Origin of the sequence: Halococcus qingdaonensis (genome assembly GCF_024508235.1) — an archaeon.
Taxonomy (GTDB): Archaea; Halobacteriota; Halobacteria; order Halobacteriales; family Halococcaceae; genus Halococcus; species Halococcus qingdaonensis.
Genome location: NZ_CP101943.1, coordinates 816,727 through 828,472 on the forward strand (window position 1 = coordinate 816,727; position 11,746 = coordinate 828,472).

An 11,746-nucleotide genomic window follows, 5' to 3' on the forward strand; every position below is an offset into this window, starting at 1 on the left:
CGAAAGCGAATGCGGGACGTGCTGCTCATCACCGTCGATTCGCTCCGGGCCGACCATCTCGGGTGTGACGGCTACGAGCGGGAAACGACGCCGGCCATCGACGCGCTCGCGGCGAACGGCCACCGCTTCGCGAACGCCTTCGCCCACGCCTGCGCGACCCGTGCGTCGTTTCCATCGATCCTCACCTCGTCGACCGCGCTCATGTACGGCGGGTACGAATCCCTCTCCGAGAACCGAACCCTCGTCACCGAGGCGCTCCCCGCCGCCTACCGAGCGGGGGGCTTTCACTCGAACCTCTATCTCTCGGCGGAGTTCGGTTATTCGCGGGGGTTCGATGCCTTTTTCGACTCGAAGAGTGACCCATCGCCAGCGGCCCGGGTGAAAGGAGCCGTCGAGGAGCGCCTCGACGAAGACGGCTGGCTCTACGGCGTTCTGTCGAGAGCGGTCGACACGGCTGAGAAAGAGGCCGGCATCAACGTCGGCTCGGCCTACGTCAGGGCCGATGAAATCACCGAGAAGGCCATCGACTGGGCCGAGAACGAGCGCGATGGCCCCCGGTTCCTCTGGACACACTACATGGACGTCCACCATCCCTACCGTCCACCCGAGCGCCATCAGCGCGCGCTCGGGATCGATCCCGTCCCCGAGCGCGAGGCGATCAGGCTCCGCCGGAAGATGATCGAGGCCCCCGACGAGATCACCGACGACGAACGCAGGACACTGATCGACCTCTACGACGCCGAGATCCGCTTCACTGACACGGAGATCGGTCGTCTGATCGAGCGCGTTCGGGGGATGTGGGGCGACGACACGATGGTGATCGTCACCGCCGACCACGGCGAGGCGTTTGGCGAGCACGGAGGTTATAGCCACACACAGACCTTCCACGACGAGATGCTCCACGTCCCGCTGATCGTGAGTTGCGGGGGCGATTCCCGAGTAACGACCCACGACGAACTCGTCGGATTGGCCGACCTCACGCCGACCATCGTCGATTATGCGGGTGGCGAGCAGGCGAATTCGTTCGTCGGTCACAGTCTCCACCCGCTGCTCGACGGTGAGGGTGACTGGCCGCGCGAGCACGTCGTCGGTGACTGGGCCGACGGGAATCGTGGCGGCGGCGAGCGACGGTTCGCCTACCGTGACCGCCGCTGGAAGTACATCGAGCGCGGCGACGGGCGCGTGCTCTACGATCTCGCGGCCGACCCCGGCGAGCACGAGAACGTCGCGGACGCCAATCCTGAGGTGTGCGAACGGCTTCACAGCGTGCTCGACGAGCATCGAGGGCGGATCGCGGCGAGCGCCGACGACCTTCGGACCGTCGAGATGAACGAGAGTACCAAAAAACGCCTCCGCGACCTCGGCTACGCGGAGTGAGCGGCAGCGATGCGCATCGGACAGACGTCGATCGTCAACTTCCTCTCGCAAATAGCGACGTCGATTTTCGGCTTCGTCGTCACCGTCTATCTCGCGCGCGAACTCGGCGACGCGGTGCTCGGCAACTACTTCCTCGTCGTCGCGGTGTTGGTCTGGCTGAAGGTGCTCGGCGGGCAGGGCATCCAGATGGCCATCCGCAAGCGCGTGAGCGAGGGTGAATCGGAGGCGGCGTTCTTCGGTGCGGGACTCACCCTCCAACTGGTCGCGTTCGTCGTGCTCGCGGGTACGATTCTCGTCTTCCGCGGGCCAGTCAACGACTACCTCAGAACCGACGCAGCGCTCGGGCTGATCGCGCTGCTCGCCACCGGACTCCTCGTTTGGCAGGTGCGAGCGGCGCTCGAAGGCCGTCATCGGGTGGCGCTGTCCTCGCTGCTCGGCCCGTTCGACCGCACCGCCCGTGGCGCGCTCCAGATCGGCGTCGTGGTCGTCGGTCTCGGCACTGTTGGCTGGCTGCTGGCCGGCTACGCGGTCGCCGAACTGCTGACGGGGCTCGTCGGCCTCTCGTTGCTCGCCATCCGTCCGCGGCTGCCGACCCGCGAACAGCTCTGGAGCCTGCTGGACTACGCGAAATACTCCTGGTTTTCGGGCATCGAATCGCGTACCTTCGCCTCGATGGACACGCTCGTACTCGCGATCCCTGCCTTCGCGATCTCGTCGGGCCAGATCGGCGTTTACGAGGTCGCCTGGAACCTCGCGTCGGTGCTCGCGGTGTTCGGCGCGTCGGTCAGCACGACGCTGTTCCCGGCGATCAGCAGGCTGTCGAGCGCCGGCGAGGACGGTATCGAGGGCCTCATCGACGACGCGGTGGCCTACTCCGGCCTGTTCGTCATCCCCGGTCTCGTCGGCTGTGCGGTCGTCGGCCGGCGCGTGCTCGCCATCTACGGCGCGGAGTTCACCCGTGGCTACACGATCCTGCTCGTCCTCGTGGCCGCCAGACTGCTCTACGTCTACCAGTCACAGTTCACGAACGTGCTCGCGGCGATCGACCGACCCGACAGCGCCTTTCGGGTCAACGTCGCGTTCGTCGCCACCAACCTCGTGCTCAACGTGGCGCTCGTCGCGCTCGTCGGCTGGCTCGGCGCGGCCGTCGCCACCGCGACCTCGGCGACGATCGGACTGGTGCTCTCGTACTGGTATCTCCGGCAGTACGTCACGATCCCGATTCCCCTCGGCGAACTGGCGAGCCAGGTGCTCGCCGCGGTCGCGATGGGCGTCGTCGTCCTCGTCGGCCGCGGGTTCGCCGGTGCGGGCGTCGCGTGGACGGTCGCACTGGTCGCCGTCGGCGGCGCTGCCTATTTCGCCACGCTGACCGCGCTCTCGCGGCGGTTCCGGGCGACCGTCCGGCGGAACCTACCGGCTGTCGGATGACTGTCGACATCTATTGTGTGGTGAAAGCCGAAGGCGTTTGGCGCTGCGACGCGGTTTCGGGACAATGACGTTCGCCGACTGGCTCGCCGAGACCGGAGCGCGGGTCGAGAGCGATGGAATGGCTGGCGTCTGCGCGAGTGCGTATGAACTGTGGATCGGCGCGCTCCGCCGGACCAACCGCTTCGCCGACTCCGGCGTCAATATCTACGACCGCCCGTGGGACGCGCTCGTGATCCTCGACGGCTGTCGCGCCGACGTTCTCCACGGCATCGCCCACGAATACGAGTTCCTCGATAACCCGGGCATCCACCACTCGCCCGGTTCGACCTCCTACGAATGGATGGAGCGGACGTTCACCGAGGAATATCGCAAGGAGATGGAACGGACCGTGCAGGTTACCGCGAACCCACATTCCCAGCGGTTTTTCGACGATGATGATTTTCGAAAAATCGATGCAGTCTGGCGTGATGCATGGGACGAAACTCGCGGAACAGTGCTCGCACGTTCGGTGACGGACCGTGCTATCGTCGCTGGCCGTGAGGAAGTCGGAACTGATGACCGTCTTCTCGTTCATTACATGCAGCCACACTTCCCTTCCGTTCCCGCACCGCTTATGAACGGGGTCGGTCTCGACGATTGGCTCGACGGGTCCGAGCATGCGTGGCAGGGCTTACGTCGAGGAGAGTTCACCGAACGCGACGTTTGGCTGGCATACGTGGAAAACCTCCGCTATGTACTCGACGACGTGGCGATTCTTCTCGAAAACCTCGATGCCGAGCGCGTCGCTATCACCGCCGACCACGGTAACGCCAAGGGTGAGTGTGGTATCTATGGCCACCCGAACGTTCCCCTGAACGTCCTCCGGAACGTTCCATGGTTCGTGACAAGCGCGACCGATCACCGGACGCGCGATCCTGATGTTGATTCAATGACTGGTGCGGAACCGTCCGACGAAACGGTTGCCGAGCGACTCGAAGCACTCGGCTATGCAGACGAAGGTACGTAATATACACAATATTATCTACGCGTATCCGAGCGATTCGAGCCGTTGCTGAACTACGGACGATGTTGTGGTGGTTTCCTCAACGGCACGACGTTGAATTCGTTCGCGATGGGTTGCAAGATGATTCCGGAACTTCTCCGCACTGGCCGTATACTCGCCACTTCTCTCACCGACGATCTCTGCTATCGAGAGACCGTCTGGTGTTTCGTATCCGTATCCCGATGCCGTTGCGACGCCGGCCAGTTCGTGATCGGCCTCCGATGGGTCTCCACCGTCGGCGGTGACTCGTGCAGCGCTTCGGCGGTTGATACCGTGGTGTTCCGCGAAACAAGCGTACGGCTCGTCGGTGGCACTGTCCGACTGCTTGGCTACCCATTCGCCGACCGATTCGGTTGGAAGAACTCGGCCATCCGATGGAGCGTCCTCCTCCATCAGTGCCAGTACCGTTTGGTGAACATCGAGAAGGCTAGTTGGCGCGGCACACTGCTGGTCGGGAACACCCTCTCCCGAAATAATGCACGGTACGTGTGTGAGGCCCGGATATACTCCATATGCATGCTGCCAGACGCCGTGTTCACCGAACATCTCTCCATGATCGCTGAGCGTGATGACGTAATCGAAATCCTCACGAAGCGCCGAAAAAATCTCCTCGTAAATATCGGCGAGATAACGGACACTATCGTCGTAAGCCCGCTCCAAGAGTGCGGAATCGATGGGTGGACCCTCGCCAAGAGTTGCGGCGAGACCGTTGTAGCTATCACCGTCCTGTAACGAATCGCTATCGGATCGTCGATACGATTCGGGTGGTTCGTATGGCCAATGAGCCTCCATTAGGTTGACGAAGAGGAACTCGTCGCTACCGAAGGAGGTCTCCCGAACGAACTCGAGCGTTTCACTCGCACCATCGTCGTCGGGCTGTTGGGAAATACCGAGATCCCGGAGTTTGAGCAACGCACCACGTTTTATCGACGGCCATGTCGCACAGTCTTCGGTGACACAACGCCGAAGCCCGGTGAGATATCGCCATGGCCCGCGGTTGCGTGTTTCCGTGACGAACGTTTCCCAGTCGAAGGTGTCTGTGTCGAGGTTCTGTACTCGCCACCCGCCGTCGAAGGAATCAAAGCCACGGTCGAACGCAAAGGGGGGAGTGATGTTGACGTTGTTCGAGAATCCGCGCGTCGTGTGGCCGGATTCGCTGAGAGTCTCGGCGAGCGTTGGCTCCGAACAGTCGAGTGTCGTGTTCCCAGCGTGAACGCCGATCTCGCTCGGGTATTTCCCGGTGAACAACGATGCATGCACGGGAATCGTCCATCTTCCGGTTGCCCACATGTTCTCGAACCGTATTCCCGATAGCCAGTCGAAATGGCGCTGAAACGCATCGTATCGGAGTGTATCCAACACCACCAGCGCGACGTTCATCACCACCGCTATCGTCCGGGTCTGTATTACTCTTTCTCCACACTCGATTTCGGATACTCGGCGACGCTCTCGTGCTCCCAGATCAGGTCGAAGTAGCGCTTGAGCCCAGCCACAAAGGAACCGTTCTCGGTGAGTGCAGCCTGTCGCATCGACAACGGGACGTCCTTCTCCTCGACGAGGAGAATTGCCCGCCCGCTCTCGTAGTCCATGCTCGGGTCGGCGAGCGTGCCCCGCCACGGCAGTTTCTCGGTGCTGAATCGCACGCCGACGGCCGGATACTCGGTCTCGATGCGATCGACGAGATCGGCCTGGATCGTGGCGTTGTCGGCGTCGAGCTGGTCGGGATGGAGCAGCAGTACCGAGATGTCGATGTCGCGCTCGATGGCGTCGGCCAGCGTCGGCGCGACGGTGTCGAGATACTCGAAGCTCTTGGAGATGATGCGAAGCTGCTCGTCGGCCTCGTGGTAGAGCCGCCGGGTCGCGGACTCGCTCGGTTCGCCAACGTCGACGACCGAGAACAGCTCCTCGGTGGGAGTCACGTCCTCGCTCGCGCGCTCGTAGCGGGGCTCGAACTCCTCCAAGAAGGCCGTGCGCTGTTCGTCGAGATCGGCGCGAAACCCCTCGTACTCCTGGCGTCGGTTCTCGACGGCGCGTTCGAGGATCGTCTCGGGCGAGCGGGGCTGGTAGCGTTTCGGGCGTTCGGGGATCACCTTCACGAACCCGCGATCGGCGAGCGCGTCGAGCACGCCGTAGATGCGGGCTTTGGGGATGCCGGTGCTCTCGGCGAGCGTCGGGGCGGTCGTCCGACCCAGGGTCAACAGCTCCGTCAGCGCGCGTTCTTCGTACTCGGTGAGACCCAGCCTGTCGAGGGTCCCGGTGGGGTCGCTCATGGTCGCCCTCCGGCGGGAGGGGTTGTAAACGCGCCGTCGGGGAAAGCTATTTAATAGTTCGGCGTTAGGAGTTACTCGGAGAACGAGTAACTATGGAAACGGACACGTCGAGCGACGACGAGCATCTCGCGGACGTCCCGGACGGCTGTGGCTGCACCGAGATCTGGGAGCACCTGAGCGAACAGCGCGACGAGGAGTGAGGCCGGCGCGGGGAGTGCCAAAGGGTTTTGCGCGTGGCCCGACGAGAGCGGGCAATGGCCGATCGCGGTGACGTCTGCGTCCTGATTCCTACCTTCGACGAGGCCGCGACCATCGGCGGCGTCGTCGACGGCTTCGTCGAGCGCGGCTTTTCCAACGTGCTCGTCGTCGATGGTCACTCGACCGATGGCACGCGAGAACTCGCCCGCGAACACGGCGCACGCGTCATCGAACAGTCCGGTCAGGGAAAGGGTGCCGGCAAGGGTCAGGCCGTCCGCGAGGGGATCGCCCACTCGACGGCCCCCTACATTCTGATGCTCGACGGTGACGGCACCTACCGGCCGGCCGACGCCGAGGCGCTGCTCGACCCGCTCCTCGCTGGCGAGGCCGATCACGTCATCGGTGATCGGTATGCCGATATGGCCGACGGCGCGATGACGCGGTTCAACGGGTTGGGCAACCGGCTCATCAACCGTGCCTTCCGCACCGTCCACGGCCGCGATGTCGGCGACGTTCTCAGCGGCTATCGCGCGTTCACCCGCGAGTCGTTCGAGCGGTGCCGACCGACGGCCGAGGGGTTCGGCATCGAGACCGAACTCGCCGTCGAGTGCGTCAAACACGGCATCCCCACGCGGGTCGTTCCGATCACCTACCGCGCCCGGCCCGCCGAGTCGGAGACGAACCTCCGGCCCGTGCGTGACGGCGCGCGCATCCTGCTCACGCTCTATCGGCTGGCAAAGACGAACAACCCCCTGTTCTACTTCGGCAGCGCCGGCGCGCTCTCGGGGTTCGTCGGTGCGATCCTGGCCGCCTACGTCCTCGTCGAGTGGCTCACGCTTCGCATCTCCCACGAGGTGCTCGCGGTCGCGGCGGCCTTTGCGGTCATCGTCGGCGTCCAGCTGGTGATGTTCGGCGTGCTCTCGGACATGATCCTCGCGATCAACCGCGAGCAGACGCGCCGGTTCGAGGGACTCGTCGCGAACGCACGGGACGATTCGCGACCGACGGCCGACGACGAGCCGCGAGCCGAGCGCGCTCGCGTGGACGACCGGCGCGAACGCGTGAGCGGGCGGGCGGGCGAACGCGACTAGAAGAGCGAGCGGAGCCGCCCCAAAATTCCCGTCGAGCTCGAACGGCGATGGCGCTCGAACACCGGATGGAGCGCGTCGTGTAGTTCGTCCGCGGAGTCGAACCGTTCTTGCTCCGCGCGGTCGAGCGCCGTCGAGAGCGCCAGCCCGTTGCCGGCGGGATCACAGGGGATCTCGGGGTCGTCGAGCACGCGGACCAGTTCCGCCGAGCCGATGGGATAGGAGACATTGGCGCGGTCGAGGCGCTCGGCGAGCGCGGCGATACCGAACGCAAGGCTCTCCGGCTCGTCGGCGTCGTCCTGCGGCGGTCTGACACCCATGACGGGGCGTAACGACCGAGCAACGAAAAACCTGCGGCACGAGCGCTCGTCGATCCCGTCCGTCGGTCGGTGGGGAGACAGGGTGAAGGTTTATTCGCCCGCCCACGGGAACCGTTCATATGGACGTTGGCGTGCTCACCGTGCCCCTTGGCGACCAGCCGCTCGACGAAACGCTCGCCTATCTCGGCGATCTCGGCGTCGACACCGCCGAACTGGGCTGTGGCGGCAACCCCGGCGACGACCACCTCGTGCGCGAGGAGTATCTCGACGACGAGGCCGCCCAGGAGGAGTTGCTGGATCGACTCGACGAGCACGATCTCCGAGTGAGCGCGCTCGCGACGCACAACAACCCGATCCATCCCGACGACGAGCGCGCCGCGGCGGCCGACACCGAACTCCGAGAGGCGATCGAACTCGCCGCCCAGCTGGGCGTCGACACCGTCACGACGTTCTCGGGGCTGCCTGCCGGTGGACCGAACGACGAGGTGCCCAACTGGATCACCGCACCGTGGCCGGCTGAGCACGAGGAGGCCCACGACTACCAGTGGGAGATCGCCGAGGACTATTGGGCGGGGCTCGCCGAATTCGCCGATGATCAGGGCGTGAACGTCGCCATCGAGATGCATCCGAACATGCTCGTCTACGAGCCGACGGGGATGGAGCGACTGCGCGAGGCCACCAACGAGCGCATCGGCGCGAACTTCGACCCCTCGCATCTCTACTGGCAGGGCATCGACGTGCCGCGGGCGATCCGGTATCTCGGCGAGGCGATCCACCACGTCCACGCGAAGGATACCGGGCTCTACGAGGCCAACGCCGACGTGAAGGGCTATCTCGACACGACACCCTACACCGAGGAGGCAGAGCGCTCGTGGCTGTTCAGAACCGTGGGCTACGGCCACGGCGAATCCCACTGGAAGGAGGTCGTCTCGACCCTCAGAATGGTCGGCTACGACGGCGCGCTGTCGATCGAGCACGAGGATTCGCTGACGAGTTCGCGCGAGGGGCTGGAGAAAGCCGTCGACGTGCTCTCGCGAGCAGTGTTCGAAACTACGCCCGGCGACGCCTACTGGGCGGAGTGAACTCCTCACGAGAGTTTAAGGACGATCGGCCGTGTAGTGATACTGATGAAGTCCATCACGACGGATGCAGACGTGCTCGGCGGTGATCCGCGTCTCGCCGGAACGCGCATCGGGGTCGCACACGTCTACCGTCGGTACGAAAACGGCGAAGCCCCCGAGGAGATCGCTGCGGGCTACGATGGGATCTCCGTCGCCGATGTCCACGCCGCACTCGCTTACGCGTTCGACAACCCTGAAACACTGCGCGAGATCGATCGCGAGGCTCGTGTTGCGGTCGATCGGATTCGCGACGAGCGACCGGTCGATCCCGATGAAATCATCGAGCGGGCGTAATGCGGCTCCTCGCTGACGAGAACTGCCGGCCGGCACACGTATCGGCGCTCGATTCGGCCGGCCACGACGTGAAACGGGTCGGTGATCTCCTGCAAAAGGGCGCAAGCGATGGGGCAGTGCTCGCTGCGGGCCGGGACACCGGTCGGATCGTCGTGACCTATGATCGAAAGGATTTCGCCGGCGTGACTGATCATGTCGGGGTGTTCATCGCCGACGAAGGGATGGCTCCGCGGGACGTGCGTCGAACCGTCGAACGGATCGATCGTGCGTATCCGTCGCTCGATAACGTCGTCGAATTTCTCGCCGATTGGCACTGATACTGTTGGATAGATGCACGTGGGGTTCGGACCCTGAAACCTAAGACGCCCTCGACTGTACGCCCGATATGGCACTGCAAATCGGCGTCCTCGGCTATCGGTTCATGGGCAGGGCCCATTCGAACGCCTTCGCGCGCCTCCCGATGTTCTTCGACGACGCACCGGACATCGAGCGCCACACGCTCGTCGGGCGCGACGAGGACGCGCTGGCGGCTGCCGCGGATCGGTTCGGCTTCGCCAACACGGAGACCGACTGGGAGGCAGCCATCGACGAGGTGGATGTCTTCTACAACCTCGGACCGAACCACCTCCACCCCGAGCCGTCGATCGCGGCGCTCGACGCCGACGTACCCGTGTTCTGTGAGAAACCCCTCGCGCCCACGGTGGAAGACGCAGAGCGCATGGCCGAGGCGGCTTCCAAGAGCGACGCGATCGCCGGCTGTGCGTTCAACTACCGGTTCGTGCCGGCCATCCAGTACGCGAAGAACCTGATCGACGCGGGCGAACTCGGCGAGATCCGTCACGTCCGCGGGCGCTATCTCCAGGACTGGGGGACCGACCCCGAGGACCCCTGGTCGTGGCGCATGGACGAGGAGCTCGCGGGGAGCGGTGCGCTCGGCGATCTCGGCGCGCACACCGTCGATCTCGCGCGTTTCTTGGTCGGCGAGCAGGCCGGCGACATCGAACGCGTCAGCGGCCACCTGGAAACCTTCATCGAGGAGCGACCGGTGGACGGAAGCGACGAGCGCCGGCCCGTGACCGTCGACGACGCCTACTCGGCCCAGGCCGAATTCGCGGGCGGTGCGATGGGCACCTTCGAGGCCTCCCGGATGGCGAGCGGCCACAAGAACGATCACACCATCGCGGTCCACGGCTCGGCGGGCAGTCTGAAGTTTTCGCTCGAACGGCTGAACGAACTGGAGTTGCTCCTGGAAGACGGCCGTGGCTACGAGACCGTCCTCGTGACCGACGAGTCCGACCCCTACGTTGAGCACTGGTGGCCGCCGGGCCACGTCCTGGGCTGGGAGCACACGTTCGTCCACGAGGACTACGAGTTCCTCTCGGCGGTCGCCGAGGGCGAACCCTACGAGCCGTCGTTCGCGACGGCCTGTGAGGTCCAGCGCGTGCTCGGGGCCATCGAACGCAGCGACGAACGCGGCGCGTGGGTCGCCGTCGAATAACGGGTGGATCTGCCGGCGACAGTACGCTTATCCGCGGCTCACGGTTCGTTTCGACCATGACGAACGACCAGTCACTCCGCGTGGGTCTCATCGGCACCGGCTACATCGGGACGACCGTCGGCGGCCAGTTCCATCACCATCCGAAATCGACGGTGGCGGCGATCACCGAGATCGACGCTGACAGGCGTACGACCGCCGCCGAGCGGTTTTCGGTCCCATCGGCGGCGCTCTACGACGACTACGAGGAGATGATCGCGGACGCGGCGCTCGACGCGATCCTCGTCGGGACGCCGCACACGCTCCACTACGAGCAGATCATGGCGGGGCTCGACGCGGATCTGCACGTCTTCTGTGACAAACCGCTGGCGACCGATCTCGGCCACGCGAAGGAGATCGCCGAGCGCGTCGCAGCGAGCGATCGCACGCTGATGGTCGGCTACCAGCGCCACCTCAATCCGGCCTTCATCTCCGCACGTGAGCGGTTCGAGGACACGAAACCGACGTGGATCACCGCCGAGATCACCCAGGACTGGCTCCCCCAGTTCACCGACACTTGGCGGACGGATCCCGACCTCTCGGGCGGCGGCATGCTCTACGATACGGGCAGTCATCTGCTCGATGGACTGCTCTGGACCTCAGGGCTGGAGCCGACGGCCGTCTTCTCGCGGATGGAGTTCGTCGACGACGAGCGGCGCGTCGACAGCGAAGCAACAGTATTAATCGAGTTCGCGAACGGTGCGACCGCGAACGTCTCGGTCTCGGGTGATCTCCCCTGTGTCCGCGAGCATATCCACCTCTGGAACGAGGATGGCGCGGTCTCGCTCGACGGCCGGCAGTGGGAGCCCCGCAGCGTCACCGACGTCGACACCGACAACACCGAACACGTCCCCTACATCGATCACGACGATCAGGTGAACAAGGCCGAGGCGTTCCTCACGGCCATCGAGAAGGGGAGCGCGCCGCCCGCGACGGTCCACGACGCGCTGCGCGTCACCGCCGTCACCGAAGCCGCTTACGAATCCGCACGCACGGGTGAGTGGGTCGACGTCGATCTCGACTGATCGTCGAATCGGTGGAACCAGCGTGAATCAACCGTTTTCAGAAGTGTTG

At 64.6% G+C, this 11,746-nt stretch carries 13 protein-coding genes; 10 read left to right on the forward strand and 3 right to left on the reverse strand.

The annotated features are described in order from the left end of the window. The first annotated feature begins 9 nt into the window (after window positions 1-9). The 3 genes from NO363_RS04370 to NO363_RS04380 all read left to right on the forward strand — a co-directional run bounded on the left by NO363_RS04370 (window position 10) and on the right by NO363_RS04380 (window position 3,811). Window positions 10-1,377: a sulfatase family protein gene (locus NO363_RS04370; RefSeq protein ID WP_256687149.1), complete on the forward strand. Its 1,368-nt coding sequence runs from the start codon at window positions 10-12 to the stop codon at window positions 1,375-1,377. Between the two features lie 9 nt (window positions 1,378-1,386). Then, window positions 1,387-2,805, forward strand: a complete 1,419-nt coding sequence (locus NO363_RS04375) for an oligosaccharide flippase family protein (RefSeq protein WP_256687151.1) — start codon at window positions 1,387-1,389, stop codon at window positions 2,803-2,805. A 64-nt stretch (window positions 2,806-2,869) separates the two neighbouring features. Continuing rightward, window positions 2,870-3,811: an alkaline phosphatase family protein gene (locus NO363_RS04380; protein ID WP_256687153.1), complete on the forward strand. Its 942-nt coding sequence runs from the start codon at window positions 2,870-2,872 to the stop codon at window positions 3,809-3,811. A gap of 15 nt (window positions 3,812-3,826) precedes the next feature. Here NO363_RS04380 and NO363_RS04385 read toward each other — a convergent pair whose 3' ends face one another. Together NO363_RS04385 and NO363_RS04390 are read right to left on the reverse strand one after the other, a co-directional pair. Beyond that, window positions 3,827-5,227 (reverse strand): sulfatase-like hydrolase/transferase, encoded by a 1,401-nt coding sequence (locus NO363_RS04385; protein ID WP_256687154.1) that lies wholly within the window; start codon window positions 5,225-5,227, stop codon window positions 3,827-3,829. A 26-nt stretch (window positions 5,228-5,253) separates the two neighbouring features. Further along, window positions 5,254-6,117, reverse strand: a complete 864-nt coding sequence (locus tag NO363_RS04390) for a TrmB family transcriptional regulator (RefSeq protein WP_256687158.1) — start codon at window positions 6,115-6,117, stop codon at window positions 5,254-5,256. A gap of 92 nt (window positions 6,118-6,209) precedes the next feature. Here NO363_RS04390 and NO363_RS14225 point away from each other — a divergent pair, with 92 nt between their 5' ends. Both NO363_RS14225 and aglJ read left to right on the forward strand, forming a co-directional pair. Then, entirely contained in the window at window positions 6,210-6,317 is a 108-nt protein-coding gene (locus NO363_RS14225) for a DUF8595 family protein (protein ID WP_502306396.1), read from the forward strand. A 54-nt stretch (window positions 6,318-6,371) separates the two neighbouring features. After that, window positions 6,372-7,406: an S-layer glycoprotein N-glycosyltransferase AglJ gene (gene aglJ, locus NO363_RS04395; RefSeq protein ID WP_256687160.1), complete on the forward strand. Its 1,035-nt coding sequence runs from the start codon at window positions 6,372-6,374 to the stop codon at window positions 7,404-7,406. On the opposite strand, the gene NO363_RS04400 is transcribed toward aglJ, so the two are convergent. Next, the gene (locus NO363_RS04400) at window positions 7,403-7,723 is read right to left on the reverse strand and encodes a DUF5789 family protein (RefSeq protein ID WP_256687161.1); all 321 of its coding nucleotides are present in this window, start codon (window positions 7,721-7,723) and stop codon (window positions 7,403-7,405) included. The two genes, aglJ and NO363_RS04400, sit on opposite strands and share 4 nt — an antisense overlap. A gap of 119 nt (window positions 7,724-7,842) precedes the next feature. On the opposite strand from NO363_RS04400, the gene NO363_RS04405 reads away from it, so the two are divergent. The 5 genes from NO363_RS04405 (at window position 7,843) to NO363_RS04425 (ending at window position 11,697) form a co-directional block, all read left to right on the forward strand. Continuing rightward, window positions 7,843-8,805: a sugar phosphate isomerase/epimerase family protein gene (locus NO363_RS04405; RefSeq protein ID WP_256687163.1), complete on the forward strand. Its 963-nt coding sequence runs from the start codon at window positions 7,843-7,845 to the stop codon at window positions 8,803-8,805. Between the two features lie 45 nt (window positions 8,806-8,850). Beyond that, window positions 8,851-9,138, forward strand: coding sequence for a DUF433 domain-containing protein (locus NO363_RS04410; protein WP_256687165.1), 288 nt, complete (start codon window positions 8,851-8,853; stop codon window positions 9,136-9,138). Next, window positions 9,138-9,455 carry a DUF5615 family PIN-like protein gene (locus NO363_RS04415; protein ID WP_256687166.1) on the forward strand — a complete coding sequence of 106 codons (318 nt, stop codon included), beginning with the start codon at window positions 9,138-9,140 and terminating at the stop codon, window positions 9,453-9,455. Before NO363_RS04410 ends, NO363_RS04415 begins: the two co-directional genes overlap by 1 nt. Before the next feature lie 68 nt (window positions 9,456-9,523). After that, entirely contained in the window at window positions 9,524-10,636 is a 1,113-nt protein-coding gene (locus NO363_RS04420) for a Gfo/Idh/MocA family protein (RefSeq protein ID WP_256687167.1), read from the forward strand. A 56-nt stretch (window positions 10,637-10,692) separates the two neighbouring features. Further along, window positions 10,693-11,697 carry a Gfo/Idh/MocA family protein gene (locus NO363_RS04425; RefSeq protein ID WP_256687169.1) on the forward strand — a complete coding sequence of 335 codons (1,005 nt, stop codon included), beginning with the start codon at window positions 10,693-10,695 and terminating at the stop codon, window positions 11,695-11,697. Window positions 11,698-11,746: the final 49 nt, after the last annotated feature.